This is a genomic window from Fibrobacter sp. UWB10 (genome assembly GCF_900182935.1).
Classification (GTDB): domain Bacteria; phylum Fibrobacterota; class Fibrobacteria; order Fibrobacterales; family Fibrobacteraceae; genus Fibrobacter; species Fibrobacter succinogenes_O.
On the sequence record NZ_FXUE01000001.1, the window covers coordinates 323,051 to 338,986 of the forward strand.

The 15,936-nt window shown below is 50.8% G+C and carries 13 protein-coding genes; 7 read left to right on the forward strand and 6 right to left on the reverse strand.

The window, feature by feature from the left end; genetic code table 11:
- The first annotated feature begins 5 nt into the window (after positions 1 to 5).
- Both QOL41_RS01345 and gmk read left to right on the forward strand, forming a co-directional pair.
- Entirely contained in the window at positions 6 to 917 is a 912-nt protein-coding gene (locus QOL41_RS01345) for a glycosyltransferase family 2 protein (protein WP_173653527.1), read from the forward strand.
- A 103-nt stretch (positions 918 to 1,020) separates the two neighbouring features.
- Entirely contained in the window at positions 1,021 to 1,581 is a 561-nt protein-coding gene (gene gmk / locus QOL41_RS01350) for a guanylate kinase (protein ID WP_173653528.1), read from the forward strand.
- Positions 1,582 to 1,639: 58 nt separating this feature from the next.
- Here the strand turns inward: gmk and QOL41_RS01355 are convergent, their stop codons facing one another.
- Positions 1,640 to 2,605 carry an L-threonylcarbamoyladenylate synthase gene (locus QOL41_RS01355; protein ID WP_283428332.1) on the reverse strand — a complete coding sequence of 322 codons (966 nt, stop codon included), beginning with the start codon at positions 2,603 to 2,605 and terminating at the stop codon, positions 1,640 to 1,642.
- A gap of 94 nt (positions 2,606 to 2,699) precedes the next feature.
- Positions 2,700 to 5,594: a DUF349 domain-containing protein gene (locus QOL41_RS01360; protein WP_283428333.1), complete on the reverse strand. Its 2,895-nt coding sequence runs from the start codon at positions 5,592 to 5,594 to the stop codon at positions 2,700 to 2,702.
- A 126-nt stretch (positions 5,595 to 5,720) separates the two neighbouring features.
- Between QOL41_RS01360 and priA the strand changes: the two genes are divergently transcribed.
- The gene (gene priA / locus QOL41_RS01365; RefSeq protein ID WP_283428334.1) at positions 5,721 to 7,802 is read left to right on the forward strand and encodes a replication restart helicase PriA; all 2,082 of its coding nucleotides are present in this window, start codon (positions 5,721 to 5,723) and stop codon (positions 7,800 to 7,802) included.
- 164 nt (positions 7,803 to 7,966) lie between these two features.
- On the opposite strand, the gene QOL41_RS01370 is transcribed toward priA, so the two are convergent.
- Entirely contained in the window at positions 7,967 to 8,650 is a 684-nt protein-coding gene (locus QOL41_RS01370) for a M15 family metallopeptidase (protein ID WP_283428335.1), read from the reverse strand.
- Between the two features lie 133 nt (positions 8,651 to 8,783).
- Positions 8,784 to 11,153 (reverse strand): peptidase associated/transthyretin-like domain-containing protein, encoded by a 2,370-nt coding sequence (locus tag QOL41_RS01375; protein ID WP_283428336.1) that lies wholly within the window; start codon positions 11,151 to 11,153, stop codon positions 8,784 to 8,786.
- A gap of 61 nt (positions 11,154 to 11,214) precedes the next feature.
- Here QOL41_RS01375 and QOL41_RS01380 point away from each other — a divergent pair, with 61 nt between their 5' ends.
- The 4 genes from QOL41_RS01380 to QOL41_RS01395 all read left to right on the forward strand — a co-directional run bounded on the left by QOL41_RS01380 (position 11,215) and on the right by QOL41_RS01395 (position 13,905).
- On the forward strand, positions 11,215 to 11,985 hold the full coding sequence (locus QOL41_RS01380) for a nitrilase-related carbon-nitrogen hydrolase (RefSeq protein ID WP_283428337.1): 771 nt from the start codon (positions 11,215 to 11,217) through the stop codon (positions 11,983 to 11,985).
- A gap of 217 nt (positions 11,986 to 12,202) precedes the next feature.
- Positions 12,203 to 12,334, forward strand: coding sequence for a hypothetical protein (locus QOL41_RS01385; protein WP_283428338.1), 132 nt, complete (start codon positions 12,203 to 12,205; stop codon positions 12,332 to 12,334).
- A gap of 17 nt (positions 12,335 to 12,351) precedes the next feature.
- Complete coding sequence (locus QOL41_RS01390) at positions 12,352 to 12,705, forward strand: hypothetical protein (RefSeq protein ID WP_173653536.1); 354 nt, start codon at positions 12,352 to 12,354, stop codon at positions 12,703 to 12,705.
- Positions 12,706 to 12,732: 27 nt separating this feature from the next.
- Entirely contained in the window at positions 12,733 to 13,905 is a 1,173-nt protein-coding gene (locus tag QOL41_RS01395; RefSeq protein WP_283428339.1) for a phosphotransferase, read from the forward strand.
- Here QOL41_RS01395 and queA read toward each other — a convergent pair.
- Entirely contained in the window at positions 13,902 to 14,948 is a 1,047-nt protein-coding gene (gene queA / locus QOL41_RS01400) for a tRNA preQ1(34) S-adenosylmethionine ribosyltransferase-isomerase QueA (protein ID WP_283428340.1), read from the reverse strand. The two genes, QOL41_RS01395 and queA, sit on opposite strands and share 4 nt — an antisense overlap.
- Before the next feature lies 1 nt (position 14,949).
- On the reverse strand, positions 14,950 to 15,933 hold the full coding sequence (locus QOL41_RS01405) for a WYL domain-containing protein (protein ID WP_173653541.1): 984 nt from the start codon (positions 15,931 to 15,933) through the stop codon (positions 14,950 to 14,952).
- Positions 15,934 to 15,936: the final 3 nt, after the last annotated feature.

Here is a 15,936-nt window from a genome sequence, read left to right on the forward strand (position 1 = left end):
AAATCATGCTGTTATCTGTCATTATTCCAGTCTTTAACGAAGAAGAAATCGTTGCAGAAACCTACCGCGTTCTCGAAGAAGAACTCAAGAATATTGAACACGAGCTCATCTTCGTAAACGATGGTTCCAAGGACCGTACCCGCGAAATCGTAGAATCGCTTTTGCCGGGCAACCCGAACAACAAGATTATCAACTTCAGCCGCAATTTCGGCCACCAGGCCGCATTCAGCGCAGGCCTCGATCATTCTACAGGCGATGCCGTGGTAATTATTGACGGCGACTTGCAAGACCCGCCGAGCCTGATTCACGAAATGCTCGAAAAGTGGCGCGAAGGTTATCAGGTCGTTTACGCCCAGCGTAACAAGCGCAAAGGCGAAACCATTTTCAAGCGCTTTACCGCCTTCTGCTTCTACCGCCTGATTGGCAAGCTCACCAGCATCGACATCCCGCCTGACACCGGCGACTTCCGCCTGATGGACCGTTGCGTGGTGAATCAGCTCACGAACCTGCCCGAACGTAGCCGTTTCTTGCGCGGGCTCGTATGCTGGGTCGGCTTCAAGAAGATTGGCGTCAAGTACGACCGCGCTGAACGTACCGCAGGCACTTCCAAGTACCCGCTCAAGAAGATGGTGCGCCTCGCCCTCGACGGCATTACCGGATTCAGTTCCGCACCGCTCAAGATTAGTTTCTACGCTGGATTGTTCGCGACTGTCGTCGGTCTCGGCGTGTTGATTTGGTCGATTCTCGAAAAATTCCTCAGCCCCGCAACAACCGTTCCCGGCTGGGCATCGCTCATGACAGCCATCGTATTCTTCGGCGGCATCCAGCTGATGTCTATTGGCATTATGGGTGAATACATCGGCCGTATTTACGACGAAGTCAAACAGCGTCCGCTTTATATTGAAGACAAGAAGTAAACAGTGATTAGTGATGAGGAATGTGAAATGAGAAATGCATGACGAAACATTACACATTACACATTTCACATTGAAATTGATTGCAAGAAGTTAAAAGGTTTTTATGCGCAATAAATTATTCGTTATGAGCGCCGCTAGCGGCGCAGGCAAGACCACCCTCAAGGATTTGGTCATCAAAGATTTCCCGGATATCAAGTATTCCATTTCGGCCACCACGCGCAAGCCGCGCGAAGGCGAAGTTGACGGCGTTCATTATTTCTTCAAGACTAAGGAAGAATTCGAAAAGCTCATCAAGGAAGATGGCCTGATCGAATGGAACGAAGTCCACGGGAATTACTACGGCACTCCCAAGAGTTTTGTCGAAAAGACGCTTGCCGAAGGGAACCGCGTGATTTTTGACCTCGACGTTTTTGGCAAGGTAAACTTCGACAAAGTTTACCCCGACGCTACCGGCATTCTGATTTTACCGCCCAGCGAAGAAGAACTTGAAAAGCGCCTGCGCGGTCGTGGCACCGATTCCGAAGAAGTGATTCAGCTCCGCCTGAAGAACGCCAAGAAAGAAATGGAATTCGCCAAGACGCAGGGCAAGTACGAATACGTCATCATCAACGACGACTTGCAGCGCGCCGCCAACGAACTCCGCGAAATTTTAAAGAAAAAATAATCCCGATTTAAATCAGGATTATCAAGTACTTTTTGATCGCCACACGGATTTGATTTTGCTAACGCAAAATTTTTATACTTGCGCGTTTTAAGCGGTCATTTAAGGCCATACCGACTCCGACATTCGGAATCGGGTCTACCAGAATCAAGTCGTACTTGGGGTCATCCAAGTCATGCATGTAGGCGTACAGCTTGGCTGTCGCCTCTAGCATATTGCCCGATTCCGACAGATTCAGCGTTGCAGGAATCACGCCGGGGGTATTGCCGAAGGCAATCCGCACGCAGTGTTCCGGCAACGTAAAGCCGGCAGGTATTTCGCCATAGAGCAGCGGAACCTGCGGGCGGTAGTGCGTATCGCACTGCCCCGGCGCGGCCATCGCTTGCCCAGGCTTAGAAGTCGATTCCTTAATTTTCACATCACCGATGACTTTTGCAATCATCTCGGGCGTAATCGCACCCGGTCGAAGCACCGTCGGCTCGCCCACTAAAGAGACAATCGTACTTTCTACGCCCACGTTGCAGGGGCCGCCATCCACGATTCCAGCAAGGCCACGGTCGGCCAGCTGTGCCGCCACATGTTCTGCCGTCGTCGGGCTCACGTGTTTGAACAAATTCGCACTAGGAGCAGCGAGCGGCACGCCCGCCTTCCAGATAATTTCTTGCGCCACCGGATGCGACGGGAATCTCACCGCTACAGACGGGAGTCCGCTCGTACACAAATCCGGAATGCATTCTTTCTTGGGCAGAATCATGGTCATCGGGCCCGGCCAATAAGCCTTCGCCAACGCATACGCCGCCTCGGGAATATTTTCGGCAATGTCAGCCAACTGCGAAATCTCGCAAATGTGAACAATCAGCGGGTCAAAAGTCGGGCGTTCCTTAATCGCAAAAATCTGCGCCAGGGCCGACGGCAAATAAGCATTACCCGCAAGGCCGTAAACAGTCTCGGTCGGAATCGCGACCACCTGTCCATCGTGGAGCAGGCGCGCGGCATCGTCAATACTTGTCCAAGGAGGAAATTGCATGATAGACCAAAAATAAAAAAATCGCGAGACATGCTCGCGATCAAAAATTGATAAAAGGAGATCCCGGCTCTACGGCCGGGAAGACATCGAAGGCCTAAGCTTCTGCCGGAGCAGCTGCTACAGCCGGAGCTTCTTCCTTGTCCTTGCGGCCAAAGGCAAACACCTTGTCGCAAGCGGTATTGAAGCGCTGCCAGGTCTTTTCGGAATGTTCGCGAGGCACGGCGCCCACTTCCTTCCACAAACGACGCAGGTGCTTCACCTTGTTCATCGAGGCACCGACAGTCTGTTCGCTCAAGTCAGTCAGCAAGTCTTCGGCCTGTTCGCAGAGCAACAGCTTCTTCTGCAAGTTGTTCTGGCGAGCCTGTTCCTGAATGTCGAGCTGGTCGCGACGGCGAGTAAAGAAGTCATCGCAAGCTTCGCGGAACTTCTTGTACAGGTCCATATCTTCCAAGCCGCAGAATCCAAGTTCGCGCCATTCCTTCTGGAGTTCGCGAACGGCGTCTGCAAGCTGGTTAGAGCCAGCGCTTTCGGCAAACTGGCGAACCTTATCGATCATCGCGTTCTTCTTTTCCTTAATCACGTCGAGGCCCTGAGCCAAGGTCGAATCAGCGTGAGCGAGGCGTTCAAGAATCTTGTTGTAAACCGTGTTGTAGCGATTGCTGATGGTTTCGATGGCTTCCTTCGGAACCATGCCGATAGCCTTCCATTCAGCTTCCATTGCCTTGAGTTCGTCAAGCGTACCCTGGGCAGCGGCTTCCATAGCTTCGAGCTTTTCGCACAGAGCGTTCTTGGCATCCAGATTCTTCTGCTTCGAAGCATCCATTTCTTCAAAATGAGCACGCTTCTTTTCGAAGAAGCTGTCGCATGCCGTGCGGAAACGAGTCCAAATTTCGTCGGACTTGCTCTTGGGCACGGGACCCACGGCCTTCCAAGATTCCTGGAGCTGTTTTAATTTGTTCGAAGTAGCATTCCAGTCGCTGGATTCCTTGAGAGCTTCGGCTTCCATGCAGAGAGCCACCTTCTTTTCATAGTTGGCTTCGCGGTTTTCGTCTTCGGCCTTCAAGTTTTCCTTATGCTGTGCATAGTAAGCAGTCGTTGCAGCCTTAAAGCGTTCGGTAAGGGCAGCCACATTTTCCTTGGGCACCATACCGATAGCCTTCCACTGTTCCTGGATTTCCTGCATAGCCTTGTACTTGTCCTTCCAGAACATTTCCGTGTTCTTGACAAGTTCTTCAATCTTGGCGCAAAGGGCTTCCTTGTCGGCCAAGTTCTTCTGGCGTTCCGCATTCATCTCTTCGATAAAGCCGGCGCAGTTTTCCTTAATCTTTTCGTAGTTCGCCTGGAAGTGGTCGCGATATTCCTGCAGCTTGGCAGCAGAGATAGGTCCGATTTCTTTCCAGCGGTTCGTAATATCCTTGAGCTTAGCAAGAACGGCCTGGCTGCCCGCTTCCTTGGTCAGCGCATCCATTTCAAGGAGCAAGTCGTCGCGGTCCTTTTCGTTGTGCCAGTTTTCCCACTGCTGCATTTCCTGGAAACGAGCGGTTGCAGCCTTGTATTCCTGCCACAAGTCGTGATACTTGAACTTGTTTTCGCCCACGATTTCTTTCCACTGCTGGTAGAAGTCGCGAACCTTCTTGTTCAAGTCGCGGAAGTCTTCGTTTTCGTCGAGAGCCTTTACCTTATCGATAATGGCCTTGAGCTTTGTCGAATTTTCTTCGAAACGCTTCTGGGCGTCATCATCGTAAGCGGTAATCTTGCCCGAAAGCGTGTTACGCAATGCATTGTAGCTCTGCAACATCGGGTCTTCGCCTTCCAAAAGCGGAAGCTTTTCCCATTCACGCACAATGGCATGCAAATGTTTCTTGGTCATGTCGTTCACATCGGTATCTGCCAAGGCCTTAAGGCGTTCCAGCAGTTCCGGTCGAACCGATTCGTCAGTTCCTTCAGGAACATCGACCACAACTTCTTTAACCTTGCGCAAATCCTGAGCCTTGAAAGAAGCATTATTATAACGCTTGACCCAAGCGGCTTTCATCAGAGACTTGCCTGCGGCACATTCAGCAAGAATAGCGTCCACGCGTTCGGCGTTGTCAGCCACCTTGTTTTCAGAAATCAAGGTTTCAAGTTCATCGAGAGCTGCAGTGAGAGATGCAATCTTCGCCTGCTTTTCAGCTTCGGCCTTTTCAGCAGCAATGCGAGCAGCATCCGCTTCGTCGCAGAACTTCTTGAAGCTTGCATAAACTTCGTCAATAGTCGCCTGCTTGTCGCCCATGCCAAGCTTTGCGGCTTCATCCATCAAAGATTCAAACTGAGACTTGACAGCCAGAGGATCCTTCTGTGCTGCAAAGAAATGAGCTTGCTGTACAAGAGCTTCGCGCTTGCTTGCCAAGAGTTCGGCCGCCTTTTTACCGTTGTCTTCTGCATCTTTTCTTGCGCGGATTCTTTCGTTTGCAGCCTTACGAACTTCGGGCTGTCTGGAGTTCTTTGCAATATCCTGGAGCAAGGAGTCGGAGGTCACCTTGCGTGCAGCCGTCATTGCAATATCTTCGTCCAAGTCGCGATTAGCGGCAAGGGCCAAAATGGACTGTTTGGTACAAATCTTTACGAGTTCTGCACGAACGAGACCTGCAGTGTTCACACCCTTGAGCAGATCTTCGGCAAAATGCGTATCCTTGATATCTTGCAGATAAGCTAGATCCTCGGCACTCGGTTGGGCCTCGGTTTTAAGCTTTTTGACCACTTCTTCCAAATAACGAGTCTTAGCGGTACGCTTCACTTCTTCGTCGGAATCATTTTCCGAAATCTTTTTCAGAGTAGAAATGATTGTCAACTTCTTTACGGCAGCAATCCTTACAGAAGCATCGGTATCGGACTCGGCAATACGTTCCAGAACATCCTGGTTGTCCGCACCCAATTCAGCGATAGCTTCCAGTCGCTTGTCGGGGTTGGAATTTTGCCACTTCGGTTTAAAGGCGTCAAATAAGCTCATAGAGATCTCCAATAGTAAGCAGCTCCCAAAGGGGAATTGCATACTATAATCTAACAAAAAAAGTTTTTTGAAACAAAAAAGATTGAAAAATAGGCGCTTTTTGCGGTATTAACTATCTTTTAGCCCGTGACAAAACGAATCCCAAAACTTAGCGCCCCGGAAGAGGTACACCAGAAAATCAAGTCCGAATTGTTAACGGATTTTTGCGAAGTGTACATTCCCATGGCTCCCGATGTATACACCTACGGAGTGCCCGCAGGCTATCGTCTTACGCGCGGAGACGTTGTATGGGTTCAGTTTGCCACCCGTAAAAAGCCGGCCCTCGCCGTAGTTTCCAAAGTCCACCAGGACCGCCCCAAGTTTGACGTGCGCCCCGCTTACCCGCACCAGTCCGGCTACCGTTTTAGCGAACGTTATATGGAAATGCTCGAATGGACGGCGCGGTATTACATTAGCACACCAATGAAGGCGCTGTTCGTCTTCTGGCCGAGCGACTTCGAAAAGTACCTGGATGCATTGGCCTTTACAAAGGGGGAAGCCTCCCCCTCGCATGAGCCCCAAGGGTCTCCCGCTACCCCCTCTGCGGGGAGCCACCCCGCAACGCCCCCGAACGCTCAGGCACTGACGTTAGAACAAACTAACGCATTCAACACACTCTGCGAAGAACTGAACAAGACCGGTTTCCGCGGCGTATTGCTTCACGGCGTCACAGGCTCGGGCAAGACACGCGTTTACCAAGAGCTCGCCCTTGAGGCGCTCAAGCAGAACAAAAAAGTTTTAATACTCGTGCCCGAAATCGGGCTCACGCCGCAAACGCGCAAGCGCTTCGAAGATTTTCTGCAAGTCCCGATTGTGGTTTTGCATTCGGCACTTTCGGCGCCCAAGAAGCGCGAAGGTTACGTCTCGATTTTGAAGGGCGACGCGCAAGTGGTTCTCGGCACCCGCAGCGCCATTCTTGCGCCGTTCGATTTTGACCTCGTGATTCTCGACGAAGAGCACGACACCTCTTTCAAACAGCAGGATCCGGCACCGCGCTATCACACTCGCGAAATGGCTTTCCATTTGGCGTACAAGTACGGCGCCCTCGTGGTTCTCGGGAGTGCAACGCCTTGCCTCGAGACATTCTATAACGCGCAAGCGAAAAACTTAAAGATTGTCACACTCAAGGAACGCGCCACACAGGCGCCGCTTCCGAAGGTGCAAATCGTAGACATGGGCAAGATGCGCCAGCAAAAGGGAATTCTCCTATCACCCACCCTGCGCGAGGCGTTGACCGATTGCATCGAGAAGGGCGACCAAGCGATTATCCTCATGAACCGCCGCGGTTTTTCAAAGATGCGCGTGTGTACCGAATGCGGCGAAACGCTTTACTGCAAGCATTGCCACATTCCGCTCGTATACCACAAACAATACCGCTCGCTCATGTGTCACTACTGCGCCGCCCTTTACCCGGTGAACACACCGTGTAGCGCCTGCGGCGCCGAAACTTACGAGTTCGTGGGCGGCGCGATCGAGATGCTCGAAGACGAAATCAAGGAATGGATTCCGAATGCGAAAGTGATTCGCATGGACCGCGACACCACCCAGAACGTGGGCGCCAGCGAAAAGATTCTCGACGCGTTCCGCAACCGCGAATACAATATCCTAATCGGAACGCAGATGGTCGCCAAGGGCCACGACTTTCCGGGTGTGCAACTCGTCGGGGTCGTTGGCGCCGATAGCGGGCTTGGCATTCCCGATTTCCGCTCTACCGAAAGGCTATTCCAACTGCTCAGCCAGACCGCAGGGCGCGCGGGTCGTGCCGGCGGCGAAGGCCAAGTACTCATTCAGACGCTCAAGCCCAGCGAACCCATTATGCAGTTCGCTGTGAATCACGACTACAACGGATTCGCGAATAAAGAAATGGAAGACCGGCGCGCCGCCTTCTACCCGCCCTTCTGCAAGCTCGTCGAAATCAGCTGCGGAAGCCGCGACGAAGATTTGTTGCGCCATACCGTCGAACGGCTCGAAGCCCTTCTCCGTGCAAACAAGAATCTCATGGTGCTCGGCCCTGTGGACGCCTTCGTGCCCGTCGTACAAAACGTACATTGGGCAAAGCTCTACATCAAGACACAAGACCTCGCCCCCGTCCGCAAAGTTCTGTACCCCATCATAAATGCACCCAAGCCCTGGGTGCAAAACATAGAGATTAAGGTGGAAATCGAATAATTTCTGTATTGTACAGACCAAATTCCCCCTAACAAACTCTTTAGCCCGTACCGAAATTGCGATTTTTCAAAAAATTTAGGGCTCGTACAGGCCTTTTCCACCATCGCACCTCATCTAGCCTGTACACCCCCTAAAAATTCATTTACAACAAACTAAAATCAGCGCTAAAAAGGGAACTTCGGATAGTTTTCGCGCACGTACTTGCTCGGATAGGCATTAAAATGCCACCATTCACTGCCGAGCGGGACCCAGCCCGCCCCGCGCATAATCTTGCGAAGTTTGTTACGGTTGTCCACTTGCTCCTGCGTCAAGCGCCCGCTCTTTAAAGCTTCCGCTTCGCCGACTTCGCCCGCGCAGCGTTCAAAAGAATCAAAGTCCGTGCCCATGTCAAGCAAGTTGCCATCGGCACCGATAATTCCCAAATCTAGCGCCAGGCCAAAGTTATGGAGCCCGCCTGTGGCCGGCGAAGACACGTAGGCTGAATAAGGCGTTCCGCGAACGGTCTTTCGCAAAGCCTCTTGCGCATACAACGGCCGCGAGGCATCAAAAATCACGAGCACAGAACCTGGCATTTCACGCTCCATAATCTTCACGGCCTTGCGGAGCTTGGCTGCCGCATCCTTATGCACAAAGGCGCGCTGCACGCCACAGTACAAATCATGCCCCGTCACGTTTTCAAAGGTGGCGTAGCGCAAGTCCATGCGCACGCCCTTCAAATGGGTGATTTCGACCATGTTGGAATCTGCCGTCGCAAAAGCAATCCACTTCTTGACGGAACTGCAATAACGCAAAGGCTTTTCGGGCTTCGGCGGAACAAACAGAGAATCAGTCTCATGAGCAAAAGCCATGGCACCCAGAAAAAATACTGTCAGAAGTATCCGAAACATGAGCCCAACCAAAATATCAATGAGAAATGAGGAATGTGAGATGTATTATTTCCCATCACACATTTCACATTACACATCATTCATCTTCTAGCAACTAGATTCCCAATTGCACTTCGACGCCGAATTGCACGTACAGGCCCATGCCCTTGGCAATGAACGGCACCAAGTCGTAGCCATCGGCAATGTCATCGTTATTGTCGCGGGTCACCCAAGAACGTTCGCGGGCATTTTCACTACCCAAGAACTTGAGGGCACTCACATCCAAGTTTGCAAAGATGTTGTCCACTTCTACGTAGAATCTTGCAGTCCTGAAGAAGCTGTTGTTCTTGCCAAACAAGTCCAAGTTCACGCGAGCATCGGTACGGAACATATCCGTAAAGTCATGGAAGTCTTTCAGGCGGCGAGTTCCGTTAGAGCGATTCTTGGAATCGGAAGGCATAATCTCGTAGTAGTACAGCGGACGGTGCAATGCCGCATGGTGCGTGAGAATGAAAGAAAGAATCGAGTCTTTACGCGGATAATAGCGGAAGTGCGAAAGAATATCCAAACGGGAATTAGCTTCCCACGGGAGCGACTTGCCGCCTTCAAGTTCGTATTCGCCATACACGGAGCTCACGTTCGTCGCCATCGAGAAATGGTGAGAAGTCTTGAGTTCCATCGTAGCAGAAGCACCTGCCACCCAGGCAAAGTCAATCGGGGTCACATCGTCGTACTGCGCAAAGGCCTTAGGCATCGGGAGCAGCGGATCCGGGTAGTAACGGCCAAAGCCAGAACCCTGCGCCACGAAGTACTTGGAATTGTAACCCAAGCCAATCTTGCCGGACACGCCCGATTCCAAGCGACCGGTCAGTTCGCCATCATCGTAGCAAGGTTTCCAGTCGCTACGGTAGGCGGCATTTGCAATCAAACGCCAATAGGCAGAATCAACGCGGGAAAGATTCTGGTCAAAGTCGAACGAGGCTGTAGGCGCAGCTTCACGTTCATGCAAGTCGGTCACCGCACCCACAGAAAGGATCTTTTGCGAAAAGTCGCTCTGCCAGTTCATGCGGCCAGCACCCGACCAAACGCCAGCATTAAAGTCATCTGTCAACGAGCCACCATAATCCTGATAGCTACGTTCTACAAAATGGTGTTCATAAAGCAGGGCCCAGCTCAACTTGGAACCCAAGATAGAGCCCTTGAAGTTCTTGTCGACGCCAGCGGTCAAAGTCATGTGCGTCTGTTCATAGCCATCGATATAGGTTGCGGCTTCCTTGGAATCAGCCGTATTGCGGAAACCCTTGGTATCGCGGAGCGTATCGCCCAGCACTTCACGAACCAAACCGGCATGCATCGAAGTTCCGAAACGGGAATTGTATTCGGCACCCACCACCAAATACTGTTGCTTACCTTCGATAATGTCAATCGAGTTCACTTCGTTATAAGAGGTCGCGGTATCCTGGTGCACGCTATATTCGTCAGAGCTATACAAGGTGCGCAAAGCCCAAGTATTGCCGTTGGTGTCAGAGCCATTAAACTGGGCGTACACGTCAAAGGCGGTCAGGTCGTACGGGTCAGACGTTTTCACGTTGCAGTCGCTGCCCGAGCATTCTGCGCTACGATCCTTGCGGAATTCGCTAAAGAACTTTTCGCCCATGTTCTTGAGCATTTCATCGTCAAGTCTGCGGAAAGAGAACCTGAAGCTATCCCAGAAAAGCCACGGGGAATCAAACACCACTTCTTGCAGGGCAATGCCAGCCGTTCCACGCAAGCCCCATTCGCCCTTGGTCTGTTCAGGGATGTACTGCACAGATGTTGCAAGGCCCTGGCCAATCGGGCCTTCGCCATAGTGGTCATGAATTTCAATGGCACTCAAGATATGCGGGTTAATCACCGAAAGGTTGCCTGGGAAGCCCACATCCAAGTGGCGCATGTTCGGAATGCGGAGTCTTCCCAAGTGGTAAGCCACGTCGCCTGCGCGAGAACCTTCATAATAAAGAGCGCTACTAAAATCCTTCTGGCCCGAAATACCCGGCATCTGGCTCAAGTGTTCCGTCACATCAAAACGCATACCGGCGGCGTCTTCGAGCTTGTCGAGATTCACCTTGCGTTCAAAACTCCACTGCACCTTGTCGCCACCGCCACCAATCACGGTGCTTGTACCCAAGTTGCGCACATCGGCGGTCGTCTGCATGGTCACCACCATGTCAAACAAGTCGGCAAAGTCCTGCAGTTCCACCTGCACGCTATCGAAGCCATCTTTCTTAAAGATAAGCACCGCGTTCTTGGAATCGGCAGTCAATTCAAAACGACCGTCCGCATCCGTTTCACCGAGCTTCTTACCCGAGATATAGGTAATCGTCGCATTCTTGACAGGCAAATCGGTTTCAGATTCCAGAACCACACCCACAATCAAAGTCGGGGTCGCGGCAAACACGGCTACTGCAAAAAGCAGCACGAAAACAAACAGGGAACGAATTCTCATACTTCTTAAATTAGAAAAAACGCCGTCCTAAATTCAATCAACTAAGTTCTATATTTACCGTATGCTTGATATTTACTTGGTACAAATGGAAGTCGCCCCGAACGACAAGGCTAAAAACTTCGCCAAAGTGCGCGAATTGACCGCAAAAATCCATAAAGAGCCTAACGATCCCGTGCCAGGTTTAGTCATTTTACCCGAAATGTTTGCCACGGGCTACCTGCCCCTGCACCCCGAATCGGCCGCCGAAGATTTTTCGGCCAGCGACTCCGGCGAAACCGCCCAGCTTTTATACGAGCTTGCGAACCAAACCGGTTGCTATATCATGGGTGCTGGCATCGCACTTTCGAACAGCAAGTTATTGAATCACAGCAGCGTCTACGCCCCCGGCAACGCAAAAGAATTCGCCTCCTACGACAAGCGCCGTCCCTTCTTCATGGAACAGCCCAAATTCAGCGCAGGCGAAAAAGTTAATTTATTCAAAATTCAAAATTGGAACGTTGCTGCAACCATCTGTTTTGACTTGCGATTCCCGGAACTCTACCGCGACGCCACCAAGGCTGGTGCTAGGCTCATCACGGTTCAGGCCGCATGGCCCGTAGAACGAATCGCACACTGGAGAACTCTGTTGCAGGCCCGCGCCATCGAAGACCAAGTGTACATCGCCGCCGTGAATACCGCTGTCTACGGCGGAAACTCAATGATTGTAAGCCCCAAAGGCGAAATCATGGCAGAGACAGACGACAAAAGCGAAGGCATCGTGCATGCACGCATCGAATCGGCTCCGCAAGAAGAATACCGTAAAAAATTCCCTGTTTTAAGGGACATTTTATAATATAAAGTAAACAAATCTATACAAAACAATTTAGAGTAATTTTCATCACATTTTCCCTAATTGTAAAGATTTGATTTAATTCACGGACTATCAACAAGTTAGCTTCAACATACCCAAAAAGCCGAAAAAAAAGGCATTATTTTTGACATTGAAATGTCAGAAATATATTGTATCTTTATCGTAAGAAACTAAAACGTCTAAACGTGTGAGGTAAATTATGTCGAACACAAACAGACTCCAGTATGCGAAGGCGCTAATCAAGGCCGGAATCACGCGTGAACTGATTCTCAAGATCACAGCGATTTCGAGCTATCAGTATTCGCAGATTCAAAGAGAACTTGCGGCCTAAGGTTTCGTACTTTGAAAATGGTGTTGGTTATTCAAGCGCAGCCTGCCACCTCGAACGAGGAAAGGCAGGCTGTGCTTTTTAGTTGCTTTCGCGACGGTTCCCTTTTAATGGAAGCCAAAGACGGCAAAAAGCCCGCTCGTTTTTACCTCAAGCCCGGTGACATTTTTCCGTGGGACCAATTTTTACCCAAGCTCCTTGTCAACTGGCAACTTTCTGACTATAAAGACATTCCTAGGGAATTCAAGCCCGAAAAGCGCATTCCCGATTTCGTACTCGAAGGCATTCTCAAAGAACCTCTCGAAATCCAGCTCAAGATTCTCGCCACCCTCAGGGCACAAGGGTATTTTCCTCCGCTTAAGGCCAGAGGCTAATGTGAAATGCGTGATGTGAGATGTGCAATGATTGAGGACATTTCAGTAAAACGTTGGTTCATGGGCAAAGGCCGCCCTATCCATTCTATCGAAGAACTCGACAGCATACCCCTCGGCGGCACAAAAGTTTCGATTCTCCAAGTCCGCTTTGAAAGCGACAAAAACGATGAATGCGATTATTACTGCGTCATCGAAGACGAATCCAAAATAGGTGCGGTACTCGCCGAATACTTCGGCCCAAAATTTCCAAAAGAAAAATTGCTGCATGCACAGCCCCTGAATGCCGAGCAAAGCAATTCCGCGTTCTACTCCAAGGGTGAATTCTTTTTCAAACTGTACCGCCGTTTGCAAGTCGGCGAACACCCCGAAGCCGAAATCATGAAGCACCTGAGCCAAAAAGCGGCGCAAGGGCTCCCAAAAATCGCCCCGGATTTCTACGGCGATTTTAGCTTCACAAAAGATGGCGAAACACGTACCCTCGGGATTCTCGAAGAACACATTCCCGACGCCCAGAATGCTTGGGATTTAATGGTCCGCACACCAAATGAGAAAACGCAATCCGGCAGCCAGAATTTTTTTGCCGACGCAGCATTCGAACTCGGGCGCACGACCGCCCAAATGCACAAGGCACTCAAAGATCTAGAAGGCACGCCCGCACAGGCCGAAGAAGTTCCCTTTGACAAGCTCATCGGGCTATTGAAAGTGAACGGGAAAGATGACCTCGTGCCGATTATTCAGGAAAAGCAATTCCTTTTCCAACGAAAAAAAGAGATCCCGGAACGAGTCCGGGATGACAAGCATGATACAAGCGCACTCAAACCGCAGCGCATTCACGGAGATTATCACTTAGGGCAGTTGCTTTATAAAGACGGCAAGTTTATCGTGCTGGACTTTGAAGGCGAACCCACCCGCACTCTGGAATACAGGCGCAGGCTTCGCTCCCCCGCCGCCGACATAGCCGGCATGCTCCGCAGCTTCGCCTATGCCAGCGCCGTCCGCGGCGACAAAGAATTCGAGCAAGTCACGGCCGAAGCCTTTTTACAAGGCTACAGCCGTGAATCTGGCATTTCTGTACAGCAGTTAAAAGAAGAGGCCTCGCCCTATGTACTGGGCAAGGCCATCTACGAAGCTTGTTACGAGCTGGAATTCCGACCCGACTGGTTCTGGATTCCAGAAGCCGCCTTAAAAAGCGGACTCTAAAGAATCAACATTCCGTCGCCATAGCTGAAAAGCTTCATCTTGTTTTCGACCGCCATCTTGTAGGCTTCGAGGGTGTTTTCGCGGCCATAGAAAGCGGACACCAGCAAAATCAGAGAGCTTTTCGGCCAGTGGAAATTGGTCAGCAAGCCATCCACAATCTTGTAGCGGTAACCCGGATAGAAGAACGCATGGGTCACGCCCTTCTGCGCCTTCACGATACCGTTGGCGTCAGCAATCGTTTCAACAACGCGTGTACTCGTGGTACCTACGGTCACCACTCGACCGCCTTCGCGTTTGGCCTTGTTAATGATGTCGGCGTTTTCCTTGGTGAGCTCGTAATGTTCGCCATGCATCTTGTGCTGGGTAAAGTCTTCCACCGAGATATTCTGGAAGGTTCCCGGGCCCACATGCAGCGTGACTTCGGCAACATAAACGCCCTTCGCCTTCAAGGCATCGAGCATTTCTTCGCTAAAGTGCAGGCTTGCCGTCGGAGCGGCCACGGCACCGGAATACTTCGCAAAAATCGTCTGGTAAGCCTTCTTGTCATCCTCGTCATCGGGGCGATCAATGTAAGGCGGCAGCGGCACATGGCCTTCGCGGTTCATCACGGCTTCCAGTTCCACAGGCGTTACCGCAAAGCGCAGCACGCGAGCGCCGTCTTCCTTGATGTCTTCGACAACCGTCTTGACGCCAGCAATATCGAGTTCGCGCCCAATCTTGAAAGCCTTACCCGGGCGAACTTGCGCCTCGTAGCGGGCAGAGCCATCTTCAGCAGGAATCAACGCCTGCACCAAGAGCGTTTCGACTTCGCCACCATGCAATGTATGGCCGTAAAGTCGGGCCGGAATCACCTTCGTGTTATTCACCACCAGGCAATCACCCGGCTTAAAAAGATCGACAATTTCAGGAGCCTTCATAATATGGCGTTCACCGCCATCTTTGGGGCAATGCAGAATACGAGTTTTCCCTTTGCCCGCCGTGCGGCTGGCAATCAGTTCCTTCGGGAATTCAAAATTATAGTCAGAAAGATTATGCGATTCCATTTTAGGCATCCATCTCAGCGAGAGCCTTTTTCAACAACTGTTTTACTTCTTCTTTAAGCGAAGCCGGTTTTAAAATGCGAACATCGCCCGCAACACCCATCAGCCAGGTCTTGAAATCTGGCGTAATGCGGAGTTTCATGTCCACAATCATATTCTTGTTCTTATCGTAGCGTTTCGAAATTTCAGGATTGAAATGCGAACGTTCGAACTGCGTCTGCAACCACTTATTACGGATTTCAAGCGTAATGTCTTCTGGCTTGCCCGAGCCCGTATACTTGCCAAAGGCATACTTATAATGCATTGCCGCATCAAAAATAAACTTAGGCATAGCATGGTTCGTTTCTTGCACGCTCTTGATTTGTTCAAAAAGGTAATTCTTGAAAGTCTGATTTCCCTTTTCGTCTTCTTCACCAGCAATCAAGTACAACGTATCCACGCGCATAATCACCTTGACCGGATTCACTTCCTTGACTTCTTCAGAAACTCCGGAATGATCTGTGGCGTGGCTATACTGAATTTTGATTGCAAAGCCTTCGTGAATGGCCCTAAGCACGCGATTCACCATGGTATCTTGCAGTTTGTCATCGCTGAACGGGCCGTAATCAAGCACATAGTCCGGATCCGTTGAAATCGCCTCGGGCTTAAAGTCTTCGGGATTCGTGGTCTGCATGGTCTTGATGACTTTATCCAAAAGTTTGACCGTCTTGATTTCAGGAGCGGCATTTGCAGGCAAATTCTTCTTGATTTTTTCAAGCTGCTTTACGACTTCCTGATTGAAATTCGCTTCTTTGTCGGTCTGGATAATATAGAAGGTTTCCCCATTTTCCTTGAACTTTCGGAGGCCACAATTTTCTTCACTAATCACTTCCAAATGGCGAAAAATGGTGCGCGGACCGCAACCCATCAACTTTGCCAAGCCATTTACCGTCTGCTTAACCTTCAGTTTATTCTTAATTGCATTAATCTTTTCGTAACCGGTAGCCATAGG

What these genes read in the sequence shown, in the direction of transcription:
- QOL41_RS01345 (WP_173653527.1), top strand. Translation starts at nt 6, where the DNA reads ATGCTGTTATCTGTCATTATTCCAGTCTTTAACGAAGAAGAAATCGTT.
- gmk (WP_173653528.1), top strand. Translation starts at nt 1,021, where the DNA reads ATGCGCAATAAATTATTCGTTATGAGCGCCGCTAGCGGCGCAGGCAAG.
- QOL41_RS01355 (WP_283428332.1), bottom strand. Translation starts at nt 2,605, where the DNA reads ATGCAATTTCCTCCTTGGACAAGTATTGACGATGCCGCGCGCCTGCTC.
- QOL41_RS01360 (WP_283428333.1), bottom strand. Translation starts at nt 5,594, where the DNA reads ATGAGCTTATTTGACGCCTTTAAACCGAAGTGGCAAAATTCCAACCCC.
- QOL41_RS01370 (WP_283428335.1), bottom strand. Translation starts at nt 8,650, where the DNA reads ATGGCTTTTGCTCATGAGACTGATTCTCTGTTTGTTCCGCCGAAGCCC.
- QOL41_RS01375 (WP_283428336.1), bottom strand. Translation starts at nt 11,153, where the DNA reads ATGAGAATTCGTTCCCTGTTTGTTTTCGTGCTGCTTTTTGCAGTAGCC.
- QOL41_RS01380 (WP_283428337.1), top strand. Translation starts at nt 11,215, where the DNA reads ATGCTTGATATTTACTTGGTACAAATGGAAGTCGCCCCGAACGACAAG.
- QOL41_RS01385 (WP_283428338.1), top strand. Translation starts at nt 12,203, where the DNA reads ATGTCGAACACAAACAGACTCCAGTATGCGAAGGCGCTAATCAAGGCC.
- QOL41_RS01390 (WP_173653536.1), top strand. Translation starts at nt 12,352, where the DNA reads ATGGTGTTGGTTATTCAAGCGCAGCCTGCCACCTCGAACGAGGAAAGG.
- QOL41_RS01395 (WP_283428339.1), top strand. Translation starts at nt 12,733, where the DNA reads ATGATTGAGGACATTTCAGTAAAACGTTGGTTCATGGGCAAAGGCCGC.
- queA (WP_283428340.1), bottom strand. Translation starts at nt 14,948, where the DNA reads ATGGAATCGCATAATCTTTCTGACTATAATTTTGAATTCCCGAAGGAA.
- QOL41_RS01405 (WP_173653541.1), bottom strand. Translation starts at nt 15,933, where the DNA reads ATGGCTACCGGTTACGAAAAGATTAATGCAATTAAGAATAAACTGAAG.